This window comes from Flavobacterium rhamnosiphilum (assembly GCF_004349195.1).
GTDB lineage: Bacteria > Bacteroidota > Bacteroidia > Flavobacteriales > Flavobacteriaceae > Flavobacterium > Flavobacterium rhamnosiphilum.
In genome coordinates this window covers 113,025-135,263 of the sequence record NZ_SMLG01000011.1, presented here as the reverse complement: position 1 = coordinate 135,263, position 22,239 = coordinate 113,025, and the positions used below count along the sequence as shown (strand labels likewise).

At 34.2% G+C, this 22,239-nt stretch carries 23 protein-coding genes; 3 read left to right on the top strand and 20 right to left on the bottom strand.

The genetic code is table 11. From position 1 onward, the window contains the following. Positions 1–320: 320 nt before the first annotated feature. The 6 genes from E0I26_RS13790 to recR form a co-directional block, all read right to left on the bottom strand. Entirely contained in the window at positions 321–785 is a 465-nt protein-coding gene (locus tag E0I26_RS13790) for a UpxY family transcription antiterminator (RefSeq protein WP_131917023.1), read from the bottom strand. A gap of 181 nt (positions 786–966) precedes the next feature. Further along, positions 967–2,358, bottom strand: coding sequence for a UDP-glucose 6-dehydrogenase (locus E0I26_RS13785; RefSeq protein ID WP_131917022.1), 1,392 nt, complete (start codon positions 2,356–2,358; stop codon positions 967–969). A 63-nt stretch (positions 2,359–2,421) separates the two neighbouring features. Further along, positions 2,422–3,405 carry an SDR family oxidoreductase gene (locus E0I26_RS13780; protein WP_131917021.1) on the bottom strand — a complete coding sequence of 328 codons (984 nt, stop codon included), beginning with the start codon at positions 3,403–3,405 and terminating at the stop codon, positions 2,422–2,424. A 30-nt stretch (positions 3,406–3,435) separates the two neighbouring features. After that, the gene (locus E0I26_RS13775) at positions 3,436–5,895 is read right to left on the bottom strand and encodes a polysaccharide biosynthesis tyrosine autokinase (RefSeq protein WP_131917020.1); all 2,460 of its coding nucleotides are present in this window, start codon (positions 5,893–5,895) and stop codon (positions 3,436–3,438) included. 15 nt (positions 5,896–5,910) lie between these two features. Further along, positions 5,911–6,702, bottom strand: coding sequence for a polysaccharide biosynthesis/export family protein (locus E0I26_RS13770; RefSeq protein ID WP_131917019.1), 792 nt, complete (start codon positions 6,700–6,702; stop codon positions 5,911–5,913). A 71-nt stretch (positions 6,703–6,773) separates the two neighbouring features. Next, positions 6,774–7,394 carry a recombination mediator RecR gene (recR, locus tag E0I26_RS13765; RefSeq protein WP_131917018.1) on the bottom strand — a complete coding sequence of 207 codons (621 nt, stop codon included), beginning with the start codon at positions 7,392–7,394 and terminating at the stop codon, positions 6,774–6,776. Between the two features lie 99 nt (positions 7,395–7,493). Here recR and E0I26_RS13760 point away from each other — a divergent pair, with 99 nt between their 5' ends. Continuing rightward, a complete protein-coding gene (locus tag E0I26_RS13760) occupies positions 7,494–9,002 on the top strand; it encodes a sodium:solute symporter (protein WP_131917017.1) in 1,509 nt (502 codons plus the stop codon). A gap of 107 nt (positions 9,003–9,109) precedes the next feature. Here E0I26_RS13760 and E0I26_RS13755 read toward each other — a convergent pair whose 3' ends face one another. Then, positions 9,110–9,475, bottom strand: coding sequence for a CoA-binding protein (locus E0I26_RS13755; RefSeq protein ID WP_131917026.1), 366 nt, complete (start codon positions 9,473–9,475; stop codon positions 9,110–9,112). 146 nt (positions 9,476–9,621) lie between these two features. Between E0I26_RS13755 and E0I26_RS13750 the strand changes: the two genes are divergently transcribed. After that, positions 9,622–10,251: a MarC family NAAT transporter gene (locus tag E0I26_RS13750; protein WP_131917016.1), complete on the top strand. Its 630-nt coding sequence runs from the start codon at positions 9,622–9,624 to the stop codon at positions 10,249–10,251. 48 nt (positions 10,252–10,299) lie between these two features. Here the strand turns inward: E0I26_RS13750 and ctlX are convergent, their stop codons facing one another. From ctlX to eno, 4 genes are all read right to left on the bottom strand, one after another. Continuing rightward, the gene (gene ctlX / locus E0I26_RS13745; RefSeq protein ID WP_131917015.1) at positions 10,300–11,235 is read right to left on the bottom strand and encodes a citrulline utilization hydrolase CtlX; all 936 of its coding nucleotides are present in this window, start codon (positions 11,233–11,235) and stop codon (positions 10,300–10,302) included. 65 nt (positions 11,236–11,300) lie between these two features. Further along, positions 11,301–12,215, bottom strand: coding sequence for a dimethylarginine dimethylaminohydrolase family protein (locus E0I26_RS13740; RefSeq protein ID WP_131917014.1), 915 nt, complete (start codon positions 12,213–12,215; stop codon positions 11,301–11,303). Between the two features lie 65 nt (positions 12,216–12,280). Next, positions 12,281–13,564: a citrate synthase gene (locus E0I26_RS13735; protein ID WP_131917013.1), complete on the bottom strand. Its 1,284-nt coding sequence runs from the start codon at positions 13,562–13,564 to the stop codon at positions 12,281–12,283. A 156-nt stretch (positions 13,565–13,720) separates the two neighbouring features. Beyond that, positions 13,721–15,013 (bottom strand): phosphopyruvate hydratase, encoded by a 1,293-nt coding sequence (gene eno / locus E0I26_RS13730; protein ID WP_131917012.1) that lies wholly within the window; start codon positions 15,011–15,013, stop codon positions 13,721–13,723. Between the two features lie 398 nt (positions 15,014–15,411). On the opposite strand from eno, the gene E0I26_RS13725 reads away from it, so the two are divergent. Further along, positions 15,412–16,749, top strand: coding sequence for an erythromycin esterase family protein (locus tag E0I26_RS13725; RefSeq protein WP_131917011.1), 1,338 nt, complete (start codon positions 15,412–15,414; stop codon positions 16,747–16,749). An 83-nt stretch (positions 16,750–16,832) separates the two neighbouring features. Here the strand turns inward: E0I26_RS13725 and carA are convergent, their stop codons facing one another. The 9 genes from carA to infA form a co-directional block, all read right to left on the bottom strand. Beyond that, positions 16,833–17,933, bottom strand: coding sequence for a glutamine-hydrolyzing carbamoyl-phosphate synthase small subunit (carA, locus tag E0I26_RS13720; protein ID WP_131917010.1), 1,101 nt, complete (start codon positions 17,931–17,933; stop codon positions 16,833–16,835). Positions 17,934–18,111: 178 nt separating this feature from the next. Beyond that, positions 18,112–18,804 carry a hypothetical protein gene (locus E0I26_RS13715; RefSeq protein ID WP_131917009.1) on the bottom strand — a complete coding sequence of 231 codons (693 nt, stop codon included), beginning with the start codon at positions 18,802–18,804 and terminating at the stop codon, positions 18,112–18,114. A gap of 91 nt (positions 18,805–18,895) precedes the next feature. Next, on the bottom strand, positions 18,896–19,381 hold the full coding sequence (gene rplQ / locus E0I26_RS13710; RefSeq protein ID WP_131917008.1) for a 50S ribosomal protein L17: 486 nt from the start codon (positions 19,379–19,381) through the stop codon (positions 18,896–18,898). A gap of 31 nt (positions 19,382–19,412) precedes the next feature. Next, complete coding sequence (locus E0I26_RS13705; protein ID WP_039110214.1) at positions 19,413–20,405, bottom strand: DNA-directed RNA polymerase subunit alpha; 993 nt, start codon at positions 20,403–20,405, stop codon at positions 19,413–19,415. A gap of 21 nt (positions 20,406–20,426) precedes the next feature. Further along, positions 20,427–21,032 (bottom strand): 30S ribosomal protein S4, encoded by a 606-nt coding sequence (gene rpsD, locus E0I26_RS13700; RefSeq protein WP_091173719.1) that lies wholly within the window; start codon positions 21,030–21,032, stop codon positions 20,427–20,429. A 90-nt stretch (positions 21,033–21,122) separates the two neighbouring features. After that, positions 21,123–21,506: a 30S ribosomal protein S11 gene (rpsK, locus tag E0I26_RS13695; RefSeq protein WP_024981527.1), complete on the bottom strand. Its 384-nt coding sequence runs from the start codon at positions 21,504–21,506 to the stop codon at positions 21,123–21,125. A gap of 8 nt (positions 21,507–21,514) precedes the next feature. Next, positions 21,515–21,889, bottom strand: coding sequence for a 30S ribosomal protein S13 (gene rpsM, locus E0I26_RS13690; protein ID WP_091203660.1), 375 nt, complete (start codon positions 21,887–21,889; stop codon positions 21,515–21,517). Positions 21,890–21,891: 2 nt separating this feature from the next. Continuing rightward, a complete protein-coding gene (gene ykgO, locus E0I26_RS13685) occupies positions 21,892–22,008 on the bottom strand; it encodes a type B 50S ribosomal protein L36 (RefSeq protein ID WP_008992256.1) in 117 nt (38 codons plus the stop codon). A gap of 12 nt (positions 22,009–22,020) precedes the next feature. Beyond that, the gene (gene infA, locus E0I26_RS13680; RefSeq protein WP_007136545.1) at positions 22,021–22,236 is read right to left on the bottom strand and encodes a translation initiation factor IF-1; all 216 of its coding nucleotides are present in this window, start codon (positions 22,234–22,236) and stop codon (positions 22,021–22,023) included. Between the last annotated feature and the right edge of the window lie 3 nt (positions 22,237–22,239).

The following is a 22,239-nucleotide window of genomic DNA, read 5'->3' as shown; positions in this document are numbered from 1 at the left end:
ACTACGTTATAAAAAACGTCAGTTCGAGGCTTAATTTTTTTTACAAAAAAAAAGCAATATAAAATGACATTCATTGTGTCACCCTGAGCGCAGTCGAAGGGTACGTAATAAAAAACGTCAGTTCGAGTGTTTTTTGTGCAGTAAAACGGAACAAAAAATGTATCGAGAACCGTTTTTAATACTAATTTTCTAGTTCTCGATACATTTTTCTTCCCGAGGCTTCGGGAGAAAATCACTCGAACTGACGAAAATTATCATCAAAAACTAATTACACCCAACGGGTTATTCTAAGTGTTTTTTTATGTAAGCAGGTCGGTTTTTTATTTGTATTTCATTTTCAAAACACAACCCAACGATTCCAAAACCAACACATAATGGGTATTAGTAACCTCCTGAACAATTGCTTTTTGATTTGAAAATGGACCCGAATCTAATTGTATGGCATCCCCAACTTGAACTGACCCCACCGAAATATCAGTACCATCAGAAAGATCCAACCACTTTTTTATAACACTGATCTCTTCATCACGAACAATAGCCGGTTTTCCCAACCAAAATAAATACCGTACCACGCCTACTGATTGGAACACTGCATTCCTTTCAGAATCTGCTAATTGAACGAAAACATAGGAATTAAAAAGTGGCACTTCTACTTTTTTCTTCCTGTCAGACCATTGTCGTACTTGTGTAATCAAAGGACAATAGCACGCTATTCCTCTATTTTTTAATTGTTCTGCAACTTTCTTCTCCCACTTGGGCTTTGTATAAACTACATACCAATTCATCTTGTATTTTGTATTGCAATAAAATTAGTTTTCAGCGTAAGCATTCAGAATAAACTTCTGCACGCGACAATACGCCGTGCTTCATTCTTTAAACCCTGTAACCATTTCTCTTTGTTATTTTGCCTCTTTCTAACTTTGTTGCTTTGTTGCTTTGTTGCTTTGTTGCTTTGTTGCCTATTATTTACGAACCTATAGCCTGATATACAAACCCAATAGCTTTTAATTCCGATGCATTCAGCAAGTTTCTCCCGTCAAAAATAAAAGCAGGTTTTTGCATGGAGTCATATATTTTTTGCCAATCGTAATTTATAAATTCATCCCATTCCGTAAGCACAGCTATAGCATGCGCATTCTGACAGGCTTCATAAGGAGTATCAAATGAACTAACACTAGTAGCATTATTTGAAGCAGCTCTGGTTTCTAAATAATTTAAATCAGCTATGATTTTTTTATGGGATACTTTAGGATCGTAAACAGCGATTTTTGCATGTTCATTTATTAAATCATCTGCAACATAAATAGCCGCAGATTCTCTAGTGTCATTGGTATCTTTCTTGAAAGCCCAACCCAAAAATGCAATCTTTTTATCCGCTACAGTATTGTAAAGCGTTTGAACTATGTTGTTAGAAAAACGTCTTTTTTGGTGGTCATTCATGATAATTACTTGTTCCCAATAATCGGCTACTTCGTTCAAACCATACGATTTTGCGATGTAAACCAAATTCAAAATATCTTTTTGAAAACAAGAACCTCCAAATCCAACCGAAGCTTTCAAGAATTTTGATCCTATCCTGCTATCCATTCCTATTGCTTTTGCTACTTCATTTACATCAGCACCCGTTTTTTCACATAGCTCAGACATCGCATTTATGGACGAAATTCGTTGTGCCAAAAAAGCATTCGCTGTCAGTTTAGACAACTCTGACGACCACACATTAGTCGTTAATATTTTGTCAGCAGCTACCCAATTTGAATACACAGCAACAAGAGCCTGAATCGCTTTCTGTCCTTCATCCGAAGAATCCCCACCTATTAAGATTCTGTCAGGATTCAATAAATCTTGAACCGCAGTTCCTTCAGCCAGAAACTCTGGATTAGAAAGAATTTGAAACTGTACCCCATTACCGGTATTATCCAAAATGCTTTTGATCGCTTCAGCAGTTCTAACAGGAAGCGTCGATTTTTCAACTACAATTTTATTGTCTTTGGCTACTCTGGCAATTTGTCTGGCACACAACTCAATGTATTTCAAATCAGCCGCCATACCTTTCCCTTTTCCATAGGTTTTTGTAGGCGTATTAACCGAGATAAATATAATTTGGGCTTCGTCAATCGCTTTTTCTACATTGGTAGAGAAAAACAAATTTCTCCCTCTGGCTTCGGCAACAATTTCGCTTAAACCTGGTTCATAAATTGGGATATTATCTACATTTTCATCATTCCATGCAGTAATTCGCTCTTCATTTAAGTCTACTACTGTAACTTGTATTTGGGGGCATTTTTGAGCAATAACAGCCATTGTAGGCCCACCAACGTAACCTGCGCCAATGCAACAAATTTTTGTAATTTTCATTCTTTTATTTTTTTCTATTCTCTATTTTCTATTTTCAGTTTTCTGTTACTATAGGATAACCGACTAACGCAAATTATTCCAATACCATTCCACAGCTTCTTTCAATCCTTCTTGCATGGAATATTTTGGATTATATCCCAATAAGGATTTGGCTTTTTCAATACTAGCCAAAGAATGTGGAATATCACCGGATCTATTAGGCCCATATTCCACTTCGACAGCAGCAATTCTTTCATCGTAAACACTTAAGAATTCTTTTAAATAATCAACTAAATTATTCAACGTATTCCTATCACCATAAGCGGTATTATAAACTGTATTTATCGCTGTAGGATTTTTTGCCAACATGGCCAACTCATTCATTTGAATTACATTATCGATGTAAGTGAAATCACGGGAATAATTACCATCACCATTTATTTTTGGACTTTCTAATTGCATCAATTGCATTACAAATTTGGGAATGACTGCTGCATATGCTCCGTTAGGATCTTGCTTTCGACCAAAAACATTAAAATAACGCAACCCAATTGTCTCTAAACCATAGGTTCTGCTAAAGATTTCAGCATACAATTCATTCACATATTTTGTTATGGCATAAGGAGACAGCGGCTTCCCAATTACCGCTTCCACTTTAGGCAAAGCTTCCGAATCCCCGTAAGTGGAAGAACTCGCCGCATATATGAATCGTTTTACTTTTGCATCTCTTGCCGCAACCAGCATATTTAAAAAACCTGAAACGTTTACTTCATTCGTAGTGACCGGGTCATTGATGGAGCGTGGAACAGAGCCCAAAACCGCCTGATGCAAAACATAATCTACTCCTTGCACTGCATTTTGACATTCTGTTGCATTACGAATGTCTCCTTCTATCAAACGAAAATTCGGATGATTTATAAAGTCTTTTAAATTATGTCTGTAGCCTGTTGCAAAATTATCCAAACAAACGACCTTATAGCCTTCAGACAAAAAATATTCACAAAGATTCGAACCTATAAATCCTGCACCTCCTGTAATTAAAACGGAACTTTTTGTTTCTATTTTCATCTATTCTTGTTTTTAAATCAATTACTTCGTTTATTTTTTCAATATTTTCTGTACTATTCTTTGATACATACTTTTAGGTTTATCCTCTTCATAATATCCATTGGCATACGTGCCATAGCCATAGCCGTATCCATAACCGTACCCATAACCCGTACCATATTTTGCTTTATTTTCTAAACCATTCAAAATAATACTGGTATTGTTCAACTCCCCGCGTTTCACCCTGTTGTTTAACAGCGTAATCATGTCTTTTTTAGTAAAATTCTGCCTTACTATATACAAGGTAACATCGCAATATTGAGCCAACTCTAGCGCATCTGACACCAAACCGACCGGAGGCGTATCCAATATAATATAATCGTACTTTTTCTTTAACTCTTCAATTAACGCTCCCATTCCTTCACTCATGATCATCTCAGCCGGATTGGGCGGAATTGGTCCTGATAAAATTACATCCAGAAAAGGGATATGGGTATGATTTACAATTTCGTCAAGTGTTTTTTGCTTTATCAAATAATTGACTACCCCAACTTCATTGGATAAATTAAATTCAGTAAACAGTTTCGGTTTTCTTAAATCCAGACCAATAACAACTGTTTTTTTCTCGCTAAGTGCAAATACCGTAGCGATGTTTATCGAACAGAATGTCTTTCCCTCTCCACTGACCGAGGATGTAATCATCAAAGTCTTAGCACCATCTAGATTTTGTTGCTTATACAAAAACTGTAGTGAAGAACGAATGGCTCTAAAAGATTCAGACAAAGCTGATTTAGGCCTATCATAAACAGCTAAATTCGTATTCTCTTTATTAACTCCAACAACACCTATCAAAGGGATTTTTGTCATTTTACTGATATCCTCTGTGTTCTGAATTGAATTATTGACAAAGAAAACGGCAAATACAAAAATCAACGGAAAAAGTATTCCCAGAAATAAAGCCAATACATAATTAACTGATGTTTTTGGTCCTAAAAGTCCTCCTCCAACATCCTTAGCCGGATCAATAAAATGAATATCTGATAAGTTTGCTGCTTTAACAATATCTGCTTCACTTCTTTTTTGAAGAAATGTACTGTAAATATTATCACTTAAATCGTATTTTCTTTTGATTTTAATGAGCTCTTGTTGATCTTCCGGAAGTTGTTTTATAGTACTTTCCGTTTCATTTATTTTACTGCTCACCATAGCCAAATCATACTGAAGAGAAGCTTTGGCTGTTGCTATATTTTCTAATAAAACATTTTTGACTGCCTCCATTTGATTGTCAAAATCCTTGAATATTTTATCGCTCTTCACAGCATAAGCCATTTCGGATCTTTGGGCAGACAATGCAATTAACTTGGAAACATTCACTACAATATTTGGATCTTCAATTCCCGCCACTGATGGCGCTGGAAGTTTAGCATAATTCACACTGTTTTTCAAGTATGATTTTAATGAATTATAATACGCCATTTTACGATTGACTTCGTCTTTCTTAACATCAAATTCCAAAATCTTTTCGGAAAACTTTGCTCCACCTTCTTCTATATCATAGATGTTTTTATCTTTTCTAAAGGATTTCAGCTCATTGCCCGTCTCTTTCAATTGAGCTTCCATAGTAACCAGTGTACTGTCTATGAACGCTATCGTATTAGTCGCAAACTGATTCTTGCTATCCAATTGTCTTTTTATCAACATCTTAACAGTCGAATTTAAATATTCAACCATTCTGGCTTTATTAGTCCCTTGCATACCCAAGGTAATTATAGAGCCACCTTTATCATCCGATTTAACGTTTATCCCTTTATATCCAGAAACAGTTCCATCAAAATCATTGAACTGAACAAAATATTCATTTCCCTTATAAAAACCAGGATTATCTTTTATTTGTAATTTCCAATTTAAAAAAGGCAAAGAAACTTTTTCGCCAACCTTATATCTTTTTACAAAATCTCCGGTTTGTACTGCTGTATTACTGTATGTGTTATTTGAATAGGTTAGTATTGAAACATTTTGGTTTTCAAATGGAATTCTGATCTCATAAACATTTTCACTTATAAATTTAATTCCAATTAGATTCCCTGCTAATTGCCCTTTTGATTTATCGATATTTACATAGAATGGAACTGTTCCATAAGCATCTTCAAGATTGTATTTCCCCTGAACTAAGTAATTAATATAATATTGTAATTTATCTACCACCAACTCATTATGAGATCTGGATTGCAATGTAGTTGATATCGTCTGAACCTGATCTGAAGTACCACCCCAATTAAAGACCAAACTCGTATTTGAGGTAAAAAGAGGATTACTTTCTTCTTTTACAGCAATAAGCGTTTCCATACCGTAAATTTTTTCTTTACGAATATTTACTTGATAGGCAATCGTAAAAGTGATCAATAAGCTTATCAAAAACCACTTCCAATAACTTCCGATTTTTATTAAAAACCCCTTAAAGTCAAAGCTTACTTGGTTTTCAAAAATCGAAAAATCTTTTATATCTAACATCTTTTGAGCGCTGTTTTAATTTTTTAATAGTAAAAAAGTAGTTGTAGCTAAAGACAACAATGTAATGATTGTTCCCAAAGATTCTATTCCTGTTTTTCCAGTTCCCCAAGTTTTTTGCTTAAGTGGCTTTACATAAATATAATCATTTGGCTGTAAATAAAAATAAGGTGATTTCATCACATTTATATCCGTAAGATCTAAATCCTGCATTTGAACTCCAGTTGGCGTTTTTCGCATAATTGTAACTGCTTTTCTATCCCCAGTAATGGTAATATCCCCAGCATTTGCAATAGCTTCCATTATATTAACATGCTCTTGAAACAGTGTTTTTGTACCCGGACCTCCTATTTCTCCATTAATCGTATATCTAAAACCTGCTAATTTCACCGTTACAAAAATACTAGCCTCCTTATTAAAATATTCTGCCAATAATTGCTTTTCAACTCTAACCCTGATTTCATCCAGCGTGTAGCCAATCACATTTAATTCTCCCAAAACAGGAATCCTTATATTACCATGATCATCAACCGTAAAACCGTCAAAATACAATCCTGACTCTGATTTACCTGCTGCAGCGCCTTCACCGGAAGGACTAAAAATAGCCACTAATTTTGGGTCTATTGCTTTTATGGTAATACTCAAAACGTCATTAGTTTGCAATCGGTATGGTTTTGACTCAACAGCCGCAATCTTAGTTTCACCATCTGAATTATTTTTTTTCTGAAGGTAAATTAAATCTTGAGTTGGAATGCAAGAAGAAAACAACACGCTAATAACTAATAACAAACAGAGTACGGATTTGCTCATTTTCAATATTTTTAACAACAAATATAGCTTTTCATTTACGATTTAAAAAGCATCACTATTCATTAAATGGATTAATTGTTTTTAAACGACTTTTCAAAAGGAACTCTTTGCAAGATACTCCTTCCCAAGGTAACTTCATCAGCATATTCCAGCTCATCCCCCACCGAAATCCCTCTTGCAATTGTAGACATGATTATTTCACAATCAGCGATTTGTTTATAAATGTAAAAATTAGTGGTATCACCCTCCATTGTGGAGCTTAACGCAAATATTATTTCGTTGACACTACCTGACTTCACTTTCTCGACTAAAGTCGTTATGTTTAACTGACTAGGCCCAACCCCATCAATAGGGGAAATTTTACCTCCAAGAACATGATAAATCCCCCTAAACTGACCTGTATTTTCAATTGCCATTACATCACGAATATCCTCCACAATGCAAATGATTTGATGATTTCTGCTCTGATTTGCACAAATTTCACACAGTATACTATCCGAAATATTATGACAACTATTGCAATACTTAATATCCTCACGCATAGCGACTAAGGCTTGTGATAAAAAGCCCGTTTGCTCTTTGGGCTGTTTTAATAAATGCAACACCAATCGCAGTGCCGTTCGTTTACCAATTCCTGGCAACTGAGACATTTCATTCACTGCTTTTTCTATTAATTTCGAAGAAAATTCCATAACAGCAAAAGTAGTTAATTTGTCCCGAACGTTCGGAATAGAAAATTTGAAAATTTGAAGATTATTTATGTAATTTGGTCCAAACAATATTTATACAAAATGACTCCCAGCACTATTCTAATACTTATAATCGTTTATTTTGGAATTTTATTTTACATCTCCCATGCTGTAAGCAAAAAAGACAGCGGAAATGATGCTTTTTTTAAAGCCAATAAAAATTCCAAATGGTACTTAGTTGCTTTTGGAATGATTGGAACGGCACTTTCCGGAGTGACTTTTATTTCTGTACCGGGAGAAGTAGGTTCCCCAAACGGGGAGCAATTCAAATATTTTCAGTTTGTTCTAGGTAATGCTATTGGTTTCGTCATTATTGCAAAAGTATTGCTGCCGCTGTATTATCGAATGAATCTAACTTCAATTTATGGTTATATCGAACACCGATTAGGAATTTATTCCTATAAAACTGCCGCAACTATTTTCCTGATTAGCCGAACAATTGGATCTGCATTCAGATTGTATCTTGTTGTGATTGTTTTGCAACGTTTTGTTTTTGACTTTTACGGAATCCCATTTGCAGTTACGGTTTTAATTTCACTGGCTTTGATATTTGCTTACACGTATCGAGGCGGCTTGAAAACAATAATTATTACTGATACTTTACAAACCTTTTTCTTAGTTTCTTCTGTCTTTTTAACGATTTTCTTTATTTGCAGAAGTTTGAATTTGAATATTTTTGAAGCTTTTGAAGAAGTAAAAAACAGCAATTATTCTAAAGTATTCTTCTTCGAAGATTTTGTATCCAATAAATTCCATTTTGTAAAGCAAATTCTGGGAGGAATTTTTGTAACCATTGCCATGGTGGGTTTGGATCAGGATTTAATGCAGAAAAACCTGAGTTGCAAGAACATTGGCGAAGCACAAAAAAACATGTTTACGTTCACCGGAATATTTGTACTTATCAATATCTTTTTCCTTAGCGTGGGTGCTTTACTTTATATCTATGCCAATAAAAACGGAATAGAAGTTCCAACCGATTTAGTTACCGGAAAACCCAGAACCGATTTACTTTTCCCTGAAATTGCCTTTAATCACTTAACACTAATTCCATCCATTATTTTCCTGTTGGGATTAACAGCGGCTACCTTTGCTACAACGGATTCCGCATTAACAGCGCTAACAACTTCGTTTTGTGTGGATTTTTTAGGAATGGATAAAGCAGAAAATCTAAATAAACCAAATGTAGTGCGAACCAGGCATTTTGTGCATATTGCCTTTTCGTTTCTAATGTTTCTGGTGATTATTTTCTTTAATGCCATCAATGATAGCTCTGTAGTAGGAATGATTTTTAGGGTTGCATCCTACACCTATGGCCCGCTTTTAGGATTGTATTGTTTTGGATTGTTTGTAAAATCAAAAACGGTCAAAGACAAATTTGTTCCAATTACATGCTTACTATCTCCGGCTGTAACTTACTTTATCAGCGAAAATTCTAAAACATTGTTTTTTGGATATGTTTTCGATAACGAACTGATAATCGTAAACGGGCTAATCACTTTTCTTGGATTGTTATTGATTAGCAAGAACGCTACTTCTGAAACGCGATTTTAGTTATAGCCCAGATAGAAGTGAAAATCCTTTTATAAAGCTGGAAGCCTTTTCAAGGCTTCCAGCTTTATAAAAGATTGTAACGGATAGCTGGAAATAGCTCCAAAAAACTAATATTGATTTGTTGCCAACATAACTAGCGTACAAGCTATCTCGACTTTGATGTCATTTAATTTCAACAATTGATAGAACTCAGGATTCTCAGTACCCGGATTGAAAATAACACGTTTTGGTTGTGCCTCAACGATATAATTATAATAATCACGCTGGCGCAAAGGATTTAGGTAAAGAGTGACCGTATCGATATTTTTTAGCGGGATAGCTTTAGTCTGGATTTTTATTCCGGCTACTTCTCCTGCGTTTTGACCAATCGCAAGAACGGAATGCCCTTTTTCAACTAATTTCTCAATCGCTACAAAAGAATATCTAACTGGCTTTGTTGAAGCCCCAAGAACTAATGTTTTTTTATTTTTTATCATTTTCTGTAATTATATTTTGCAAAAGTAATGAAAAAGGTCCATGAGTTCAGCAATTATTAGGTTTAGTTACAAAAGCAAGAAAAAACATTACCCTAACATTAAAAAGTAAAAAAAGAGTATTTTTACAATCTTAAAAACAAAATATGGATCTATTTATTTATCTGTTTGTCGCGCTTTTTTCGGTATTAAATCCTATTGGTACCGTTCCTATTTTCGTAGGACTTACACAAAATGACACCAAAAAGGAACGTTCCCGAATTTCTTTATGGACGGCGATAAATGTATTTATTATTCTTATCGTCTCGTTTTTTATAGGTCAATATGTTTTAATCTTTTTTGGAATCAGTATCGATGCGCTAAGAATTGCTGGTGGAATTATCATTGTAAGTTCCGGATTTTCCTTGCTTTCAGGAAAGTTTAATAAAAAGAGAGGAATCAATAAAAAAGCAGAAACTGACGCACAAAAAAGGAATGATATTGCCTTGACTCCGCTTGCAATCCCTATGCTTGCCGGACCTGGCTCTATTTCTTTACTTATTGCATTTTATCAGGAACACAATACAACTATGGAGATTATCATTTCTTCAATTGCTATTCTTGCCATTGCGGTTGCAATTTTCATTATCCTTAAAAGCGCCCATTATTTGGCAAAAATACTTGGAGCATCTGGAATTGTAGCGATATCAAGAATTGTAGGTTTCATTGTAATTGCGATAGGAATACAATATATTGTAAGTGCAATTATCAATATTATAAAGGGGAATTTAGCATAAGTATTTTAATCCGGGCAAAGAATTTAGACTTTGCCCAGAGTAAAAAAATTAATTTCTAGGCAAGAAAATTTCCGCCATCATACATCTGGCACTTCCTCCGCCACAAGCTTCAATAGTATCCAAACTTGAGCTCAAAATTTCGGCATGTTTTTCCAATTGCTCAATTTGTTTTGGAGTCAAACTTTGATGTGCAGCTGCACTCATAACCAAATATCTTTTATCATTTGCTCCACGAACTTCAAGCATATTACCTGCAAAATTGTTCATTTGGGCTTCGGTGATTAAAATAACTTCTTTGCCGTTTTCTTTTAGATTCTCCAGAACCATTTTACGTTCTTTCTTATCATCGATACAATCCGAGCAAATTACCGCAAAAGTTTCTCCCAAGCACATCATCACATTGGTATGATAAATCAGTTTTCGTTCGGAATCAACAGTTTGAAACGCTTCAAAAATCACAGGTGCATAATCAAAATCCTCGCAGAATTCTATAAATAATTCTTCATCAGCTCTAGGAGACAAAGCGCAATACGCTTTTGCGTTGGTTCTATCCAAAAGCAAACTTCCTGTTCCTTCCAAGAAAAATCCATCTTCTTCAGCCGATGTATAATCAACGATGTTGTTAATCACAAAACCTTTATCTTCCAGGATATCCAAAATATCTTCGCGACGTTCCTCACGGCGATTTTCTGCAAACATTGGATATAAAGCTACATCACCATTCTCGTGAAAAGAAATCCAGTTGTTTGGAAAAATACTATCAGGAGTATCTGGATTCAACGTATCTTCAACAACTGTAACATCAACCCCAACTGCTGTAAGTTTTTCGACAAAAGCATCAAATTCTTGTTGCGCTTTGGCATTTACGGTTGCAGGCAAAAGTCCGTCTACTACTTTTTGATAATAATTATTAACTGCCGTTTGTTCGTTCATTCTAAACGCAACCGGGCGAATCATCAATATGGAATTTGTTGTCTGTTTCATGATTTTATTTTTTGTTTTTGTAGAGACGCACTGCAGTGCGTCTCTACGGCGTCTCTATATCAAAATTAATCTCTAACTAAAGGTAAGGTAGAACATCGTAACAATCCTTCTTGTTTTGCAATTTCTGCGTATGGAATTTCTTCAACCACAAAACCGCTTGCACGCAACCAATTGTTAAGTCTTGTGAAGTTTCTTTCAGAAACGATAACATTAGTATCAATAGAAAAAATATTAGAATTCATATTATACATTTCTTCTCTGGTAATATGAAATAGATTTTCTTTTCCAAAAAGATTCACCAAAAACAAATAATCTGCTTCTTCACGGAATCCATTTTTGTAGATAATCCCTTTATCATTCCCCACCGGTTGGAAACAACAATCTAAATGCAATGCGTTGTCACGAGCTTCAATTTTAGATTTTACCAAATCAAATTCTTTAACAATTTTATTTGGGAATAAGTCTTTAATATATTGCACTCCTTGCACATTCGTTCGTGCGGTAATATAGTCTTTGTAATCACTTCCTTTATAGGTTCCAATGAAAATATACTCCTTCCACAACATGACATCACCTCCTTCTATATGAACTTCCTCCGGAGGACGCACTACTTTTTTAGGATTAATTTGGTCAATTATATACTGAATAGCATCTAATTCTCGCTCTCTATCTGGCAAAATATTTGACTTTACAAAAACATCATCAATTACAAAACCAATGTCTCTTGTGAATATCTGATTGTAATTTTCAATCATTTCCGGACGATAAACCGTCACATTATATTTTTTCAGCACGGTATTAAATGCTTCCATTTCATTCACCATGTCTTGCTCCTGCGGATAGGTGCCTGCTAAAATATGCTCTAATGATTTTGGGTCATAGGCTTCTTCAACCTTTGGCGTAGGTCCATTATTGACTGCTGAACCCAGAACTACTGCTCTAAGTCTCGAAGTTTCATTCTTTATATTTAATTCTAACATGTATTTTTAGCTTTTGGCAAATATAAAAAAAGCTTCACAAATTTGTGAAGCTTTTTAAACTGATTTTATCTTTTATCTGTCGGCACAAAATCCCTCAAAGGGTGCCCTGTATAAACTTGTCTCGGTCTTCCGATAGGCTCCTTATTTTCACGCATTTCTTTCCATTGTGCTATCCAACCCGGTAAACGACCTATGGCAAACATTACGGTGAACATATCTGTAGGAATTCCTAATGCTCTGTAAATGATTCCAGAATAGAAATCAACATTAGGATATAAATTTCTTGATTTGAAGTATTCATCTTCTAAAGCTGACTCTTCTAATTTCTTAGCAATTGCAAGAATTGGATCTTCAACTCCTAAAGTAGCTAAAACTTCATTAGCTGCTTTTTTGATGATTTTCGCTCTTGGATCGAAATTTTTATAGACTCTATGACCAAATCCCATCAATCTGAAAGGGTCATTTTTATCTTTGGCTTTAGCCATATATTTATCCGCATCCCCACCATTTCTATGGATTTCTTCTAACATTTCAAGCACGGCTTGATTTGCTCCTCCGTGTAATGGACCCCAAAGTGCAGAAACTCCAGCAGATACTGAAGCAAATAATCCTGCGTGAGAGGAACCTACCATCCTAACGGTAGATGTAGAACAGTTTTGCTCATGATCTCCGTGAAGAATGAACAATTTATCCAATGCATCAATAACTACAGGATTTGCAGTGTAAGGTTCTGTAGGCAATTCAAACATTAAACGCATAAAATTCTCTACATATCCTTTAGTATTATCATAATAATTCAAAGGATACCCCATGCTTTTTCTATACGTCCAAGTTGCTATAACCAGGAATTTACCCATAGTTTTACATACTGCCTCATACATTTCTTTTTCATTCTCAACATTCACCGATTTAGGGTTAAATGCCGTCAATGCACTTGTCAAAGCTGCTAAAACACCCATTGGATGAGCTGTTTTAGGAAAACCATCAATGATGTTTTTCATTTCTTCATTGACCAAAGTGTATTTTCTGATATCAGTTTCAAACTGCGCTAACTGCTTAACAGTTGGCAACTCACCAAAAATCAAAAGGTAAGATACTTCTAAAAAATCTGCTTTTTCTGCTAAATCTTCAATCGAATATCCTCTGTAACGTAGAATTCCAAGTTCACCATCTAGGAAAGTGATTTCGCTGGTACAAGAACCTGAATTTTTATAACCTGGATCAAGTGTAATTACACCTGATAAATCACGTAATTTGTTAATATCAATGGCAACTTCATTTTCACTTCCTACAATGATCGGCAGTTCAAATTTTTTACCATCAATTTCTAATGTTGCTATTTTTGACATAATATAATTGAAAATAAACTTTTAAAATAATAATTTATCAAATCTAGGGAATTAAACACTAATTAAAAAGAGAATACCACAATGAAATTGTTAAATATTATAAAAAAAAGCCACTCACAATACGTGAATGGCTTTAAATAAAAATATCGTAAGAAATTATTTGATTTTGAAAGCATTTTTACCAGGAAAATAAGCTGTATTTCCTAATTCTTCCTCAATTCTTAATAATTGATTGTATTTCGCCATACGATCAGAACGAGAAGCTGAACCTGTTTTAATTTGACCACAGTTTAACGCTACTGCTAAATCTGCAATTGTATTGTCTTCTGTCTCTCCCGAACGGTGTGACATTACTGAAGTATATCCTGCATTTTTAGCCATATTAACAGCCGCAATAGTTTCAGTCAAGGTACCAATTTGGTTTACTTTAATAAGAATTGAATTAGCGATTCCTTTTTCGATACCAGTAGACAAACGTGTTACATTAGTAACAAATAAATCATCCCCAACTAATTGTACTTTATCTCCAATTTTATCCGTAAGCAATTTCCATCCATCCCAGTCATTCTCATCCATTCCATCTTCAATAGAAATGATCGGATATTTAGCAACTAATTCGGCTAAATACTCTACTTGCTCAGCAGAAGACCTAACTTTACCCGTTTCCCCTTCAAATTTAGAATAATCGTATTTTCCATTTACATAAAACTCTGCAGCAGCACAATCTAAAGCGATCATGATTTCATCACCAAAAGTATAACCTGCAGTTTCTACCGCTTTTTTGATCGTATCTAAAGCATCTTCAGTTCCTCCGGCTAGATTTGGCGCAAAACCACCTTCATCACCTACTGCTGTAGAAAGCCCTCTATCATGTAATACTTTCTTCAAACTATGAAAAATTTCAGTTCCCATTTGCATTGCATGCGAAAAAGAAGTTGCTTTCACAGGGAAAATCATAAATTCTTGAAATGCGATAGGTGCATCAGAATGTGATCCTCCGTTGATGATATTCATCATTGGTACTGGCAACGTGTTTGCAGAAACACCACCTACGTATCTGTATAAAGGCAATCCTAATTCATTAGCAGCCGCTTTTGCTACAGCCAATGAAACACCTAAAATTGCATTTGCTCCTAAGTTTGATTTATTTGGTGTGCCATCTAAATCGATCATCATTTGATCAATAAGATTTTGTTCGAAAACAGAAACACCTAAAAGTTCTTCAAAAATAACAGTATTAACATTTTTCACTGCATTCAAAACTCCTTTTCCAAGAAATGCTTTTCCTCCATCACGTAATTCAACTGCTTCATGCTCTCCAGTTGAAGCTCCAGATGGTACTGCTGCTCTTCCTAAAACACCATTGTCCGTAATTACATCTACTTCTATTGTAGGATTTCCTCTTGAATCGAAAATTTGTCTTGCGTGAATTTTGATAATAATACTCATATACTAAAATTTTAAATTTTAAAATACAAATATATTCTATCTTTTGGAATGATTTTATGAAAATAATGAATGTTATTAACGAAAACGTTATAATTTTTTCACAAGCAAAACATTTAAATTATTTTAAGAATTTATTCTTACATTATCTGTTATTTTTTCCAATTCCATTAAAATATAATTAAAGAAACGCGTATCACATGGACTAAAACTTAATGATACGAATCACATCTTAAAATAAATTATTTTCAACAAACAAATTGACACAAAATAACTGATTATCAATTATATACGCTAAATTTATGTGATTTTAAAAAAAACAAAAAAAGGCACTTTATATTGTGTTTTTCTTAGTTAGTAATTTTGACAATTCAATTTCTAAATTAAAAAATAAAAATGTGATGGAAGCTTCAGAAAATCGTAACAATTTAATCAATTCTAGTGAAATTGTAGCTTTATTAAACAGAACTGCCACTCCATTGGAAAATGTGGAAGATTTAGACCCATTAATTGACCATATAGGAGATGCAAAATATGTCCTTTTAGGTGAAGCCTCACATGGCACGCATGAATATTATACCTGGAGAGCTAAAATTACACAACGGCTAATTCAGGAAAAGGGTTTTTCGTTTGTAGGAGTCGAGGGAGATTGGCCGGATTGTTATCGTTTAAATCGGTATGCAAAAGGATATTTAGATTCCGGGAAAGACATCTTTAGCGTGATGAATGAATTTAATAGATGGCCTACTTGGATGTGGGCAAATTGGGAAACAGCAGCATTCATAGATTGGCTGAAGGTTTTCAACGAAAATTTTCCGGCAGATAAAAGAATCGGATTTTACGGATTGGATGTATACAGTTTCAGAGAATCTATGCATTCGATCATTCAATATCTAGAAAAAAATGATCCAAAAGCACTCGCAATTGCAAAAACAGCCATGAAATGTTTTGAGCCCTACAATAAAGACGAAGGACAATCTTATGCCAGAGCCTCTTCATACGTTCCGGAATTATGCGAAAAAGAAATCTTGCACATGCTTACGGAAATTATAAAAAATGTCCCCAATTACAATCATGATGCTGAAAATGTTCTGAGCACAGAACAAAACGCATTCATTACCAGAAATGCCGAAAAGTATTATCGCGCCATGATAAAAAGAGGTTCGGCCTCTTGGAATATTAGAGATGAACACATGGTTTCCACCATACAACGTCTTATGAAATTTCATGGAAAGGATGCAAAAATCATAGTTTGGGAACACAACACTCACATTGGTGACGCACGTGCAACAGAAATGGCCTCGGAAGGAATGGTAAATGTAGGACAGCTAATAAGAGAGCAATATTCAAGCGAGGGCGTTGTTGCTGTAGGATTTGGATCATACAAAGGAAGTGTAGTTGCTGGTAGAGAATGGGGAGATTCCATGCGAAAAATAAAAGTTCCTGAAGCTGTTGTGGGAAGTTGGGAACATGCTTTTCATCTTGCTGGCAATGGAAAAAATAAATTATTATTAATGAATAAAGTAAAGGGCGAAAAGTGCCTTTCTTCTTACATAGGACATCGTGCAATAGGAGTTGTTTATAATCCTGAACACGAAAGATTCGGAAATTATGTCCCAACAATATTACCCAAAAGATACGATGCCTTTATTTTTCTAGACGAAACAAGTGCATTACATCCCATACACATCCAACCGGATGGAAACCAAATTCCAGAAACCTATCCCTTTGGCATGTAAGTATACTTTATAAAAAAAAGGGTTTGACTTTCAATTAAGTCAAACCCTTTTTTAAATATCTAATCTTGGAGGTTACTCCAATTTTAACCTTTTATATTCTCAATAAATTGATCGAAAAGATAAGAAGAATCATGCGGTCCCGGGCTTGCCTCCGGATGGTATTGAACTGAGAAACAATTTTTGTTTTTCATACGCATACCGGCAACCGTTCCATCATTTAGGTGAAGATGTGTGATTTCCAAATCAGGATGATTATCCAATTGTTCTTTGTTAACAGCAAAACCATGATTTTGAGAAGTGATTTCTCCTTTTCCAGTAATGATGTTTTTTACAGGATGGTTTATTCCTCTGTGACCATTAAACATTTTATAAGTCGAAATTCCGTTTGCCAAACCAATTACTTGATGTCCAAGACAGATTCCGAATAAAGGTTTATCGTTTTCAAGGATTTCTTTTGCAACTTGAATAGCACCAGAAAGTGGCTCAGGATCACCAGGACCATTGGATAAAAAATATCCATCTGGATTAAATGCGGCTAAATCTTGGTAAGAAGAATCAAAAGGAAATACTTTGATATAACAATCTCTTTTAGCAAGATTACGAAGAATATTCATTTTAATTCCTAAATCTAGAGCGGAAATCTTATAGGTTGCATTCTCGTCGCCAAAGAAATACGGTTCCTTAGTTGATACTTTAGAAGCTAATTCTAACCCATTCATGTCTGGAACTTTTGCCAATGCAATTTTTAGATCTTCAATTGAAGTTTCATCCGTACAAATTACTGCATTCATCGCTCCGTTATCACGAATGTAACTTACTAGAGCGCGCGTATCTACGTCAGAGATACAAATAAGGTTTTGTTTAATAAAATAGTCTTCTAAACTCCCTTGCGCCTCTTCACGAGAATAATTGAAGCTAAAATTTTTACAAACCAATCCAGCAATTTTAATGCTATCTGATTCAATTTCTTTCTCATTCACCCCATAATTTCCAATATGGGCATTAGTCGCTACCATTAACTGTCCAAAATAAGATGGATCAGTGAATATTTCTTGGTAACCTGTCATTCCTGTATTAAAGCAGACTTCTCCAAAAGTGGTTCCACTTATTCCAATAGATTTACCATGGAATATGGTTCCGTCACTAAGTAAAAGTATGGCTTGTTTTCTATTTACGTATTTCATTTGTATCGTGATTGTTGTGTTCTGGGTGCAAATTTAACTCAATTTGAGGGGTTTTGAAAATTTAATTTAATATGAACATGAAATTATACTCTCCGACAAATTTGAAGTGAGTTTATTCCGAAATAAAACAAAAAAAAAGACAAACTAATAAAAGTTCATCCTTTTTTCTAAAATATCCTTAAAGCGTATCATAATAAGTTAAGATCTTATTAACATCTTCGTCAGTCTTATAACTTAAATTATTATTAGAGACATAGACTTTCACTAAATCTACTTTATCATTTAAAAATTTGAGAATGTCTTTTTTTCCAAGGCTTATTTTTTCGTACTTGTCATCCTTCATAAGATAATAAACAAATTTTCGGATATATTTTTCTTTTTTAATTTTTTCTTGTAAAAGTGGATTAATTTCACTCTCATCAATAAATAATTTAGTTTCTTTATACAAACGCAAAGTCTTTCCTTTGAAAACTTCAAGATAGATACCACTTAATGGATCAGTATTAATAATCTTGTAAATTTCATTTAAATGAACGATATAATCAAGCTGTTGCAAATCAACCTGCAAAACAGAATCATTAGAAATCTTAAACTCTAATGTTTTTAATACTAAATTATAATTTAAAGAACTTAGCTTTCTAGATTCACCATTTTTTTTTATTAACACAAATTCTTCATTCCAATTATCAAACAAATATGAAGCAAAATCAACTTTACCCATACCAACATTAACCTTATGCAAAACATCTAATGAATTCACATTTAAATTAGAATCAAAACTACCAACAACAGTTTCTCTCGGTAAAGTACCTTGCGAAAAAACTGGCAAGCAAAATAAAAAGAGTAAGCTTAATAAAAATTTATTTTTCATGTTTTAAATTTAGAATAGTAAATATAACAAAAAAAAAGGATAAACTATAAATAGCTTATCCTTGATTTTTATTGAATGATTATTTTCATAATTACTCAGCAGTCTCTGTAGGTGTTTCAGTTTCGGCAGCTGGAGCTTCAGTAGCTTCATCTTTCTTAGCTTTACCACCACGACGGCTTTTTGCTTTTTTAACTTCTTTTTTACCACCATTGTAAAGTTCATTGAAATCTACTAATTCGATCATTGCCATATCAGCATTATCTCCTAAACGATTTCCAACTTTAATGATACGAGTGTATCCACCTGGACGGTCTCCTACTTTAGCAGCTACGTCTCTGAACAAGTCAGTTACGGCATATTTGCTACGTAAGTAAGCAAAAACGATACGACGATTGTGAGTCGTATCAGCTTTAGATTTTGTTATAAGCGGCTCAACGAATTGTTTAAGCGCTTTTGCTTTAGCGACAGTAGTGTTAATACGTTTGTGCTCGATAAGAGAACAAGCCATATTAGCTAACATAGATTTTCTATGTGCAGTCTGTCTGCTTAAGTGATTGAATTTTTTTCCGTGTCTCATTGCTATGTAAATTTAAACCTTGCGGCTTAGATTATTCTTTATCTAGTTTGTATTTTGCCAAATCCATTCCGAAGTTTAAATTTTTAACTGCAACAAGTTCATCAAGTTCAGTTAAAGATTTTTTACCAAAATTACGGAATTTCATTAGGTCATTTTTATTGAACGATACTAAATCACCAAGTGTATCAACTTCAGCCGCTTTCAAACAATTTAATGCTCTCACAGATAAATCCATATCAACAAGCTTAGTTTTAAGCAATTGTCTCATATGTAATGACTCTTCATCATACGATTCTGTTTGTGCAATTTCGTCAGCCTCAAGTGTAATTCTTTCGTCAGAAAACAACATGAAATGGTGAATAAGAACTTTGGCAGCTTCAGTAAGAGCGTCTTTTGGATTAATAGAACCATCCGTTTTTATTTCAAAAACTAATTTTTCGTAATCTGTTTTTTGCTCTACACGGAAGTTTTCAATTGCATACTTCACATTTTTTACCGGAGTAAAAATTGAGTCAGTAAAAATAGTTCCAATTGCAGCATTCTGTTTTTTGTTCTCTTCAGCAGGAACATATCCTCTACCTTTTTCGATGGTTAAATCGAAATTCAGTTTGATTTTACTATCTAAATTACAGATAACAAGTTCTGGATTCAAAACTTGGAAACCTGAAATAAATTTTTGAAAATCACCAGCTGTTAATTGATCTTTACCTGAAACAGAAATAGTAACTGATTCATTATCTATATCTTCAATTTGACGTTTGAAACGCACTTGTTTTAGATTAAGAATAATTTCGGTAACATCCTCAACAACTCCTGAGATAGTAGAAAATTCATGATCTACACCTTCAATGCGAACAGATGTAATTGCATAACCTTCTAATGCTGAAAGCAAAACTCTTCTAAGTGCATTACCAACGGTCAATCCGTATCCAGGTTCTAAAGGTCTAAATTCAAATTTACCTTCAAAATCGGTTGAATCGATCATGATAACTTTATCGGGCTTCTGAAAATTAAATATTGCCATAAATTTCGACTAAGTCAATTATTATTTGTTGTACAACTCTACGATTAATTGTTCTTTAATGTTTTCTGGGATTTGAAGTCTCGCAGGTACAGAAACGAAAGTACCTTCTTTGATATCATTATTCCAAGTAATCCATTCATAAACATGACTTGAATTAGATAAAGAACGTTCGATAGCTTCTAATGATTTAGATTTTTCACGAACAGCAACTTTATCACCAGGCTTAAGGTGGTAAGAAGCAATATTTACTACATCACCGTTAACGGTAACGTGTCTGTGAGAAACTAATTGTCTAGCGCCTCTTCTAGAAGGAGCAATACCCATTCTAAAAACTACGTTATCTAATCTTGCTTCACACAATTGTAAAAGAACTTCACCAGTAACACCTTTAGTAGCTGATGCTTTTTTGAATAAACCTCTGAATTGTTTTTCTAAAATTCCGTAAGAATATTTAGCTTTTTGCTTTTCCATTAACTGGATTGCATATTCAGATTTTTTTCCTCTTTTTTTAGCCATCCCGTGTTGTCCAGGTGGGTAATTTCTTTTTTCGAAAGATTTGTCATCTCCGAAGATTGCTTCGCCAAATTTACGAGCAATTCTAGTTTTTGGACCAGTATATCTTGCCATTTCTAAAAATTAAATTAAGGTAGAGATTATGAATTCAGGTCATATCCTTCGATAATCGTATGTTCTACCTAGTTATACTTAAATATATAATTAAACTCTACGTCTTTTAGGAGGACGACATCCATTGTGAGGCATTGGAGTAACATCGATAATCTCTGTAACTTCAATTCCACCGTTATGCAAAGAACGGATAGCAGACTCACGTCCGTTTCCTGGTCCTTTTACATAAACCTTTACTTTTTTAAGTCCAGCTTCAAGAGCTACTTTACTACAATCTTCTGCTGCCATTTGGGCTGCGTATGGAGTGTTCTTTTTAGAACCTCTAAAACCCATTTTACCAGCTGAAGACCAAGAAATAACTTCACCTTTTTTGTTTGTCAAAGAAATGATGATATTGTTAAAAGTAGCAGAAATATGAGCTTCTCCCGTTGATTCAACGATAACTTTACGTTTTTTTGCAGTTGCTTTAGCCATATTACTTATTATTTAGTTGCTTTTTTCTTGTTGGCAACAGTTTTTCTCTTACCTTTTCTTGTTCTAGAGTTGTTTTTAGTTCTTTGCCCTCTTAAAGGAAGACCAGTTCTATGACGGATACCTCTATAACATCCAATATCCATTAAACGTTTGATGTTTAAAGAAACTTCAGAACGTAATTCACCTTCAATTTTGAAAGTTGATACCGCCTCACGAATTGCTCCGATCTCGTCATCATTCCAATCTTGAACTTTTTTATCTTGGCTAACTTGAGCTTTCTCTAAAATCTCAACAGCTCTACTTTTTCCTAATCCAAAGATATAGGTAAGTGCTATAACACCTCTCTTATTTTTTGGGATATCTACCCCTGCTATTCTTGCCATAATTATCCTTGTCTTTGTTTAAATCTAGGATTCTTTTTGTTTATTACGTACAATCTCCCTTTTCTTCGCACAATTTTGCACTCGGGACTTCTCTTTTTTACTGAAGCTCTAACTTTCATTTTGAATATCCTTTAATATCTATAAGTAATTCTTGCTTTTGACAAATCGTAAGGGCTCATTTCTAGTTTCACTTTATCACCAGGTAATAATTTGATGTAATGCATACGCATTTTTCCAGATATATGGGCGATTACAATATGTCCATTTTCTAACTCTACACGGAACATAGCATTTGATAATGCTTCAATGATAGATCCGTCTTGTTCTATTGCTGATTGTTTTGCCATAAA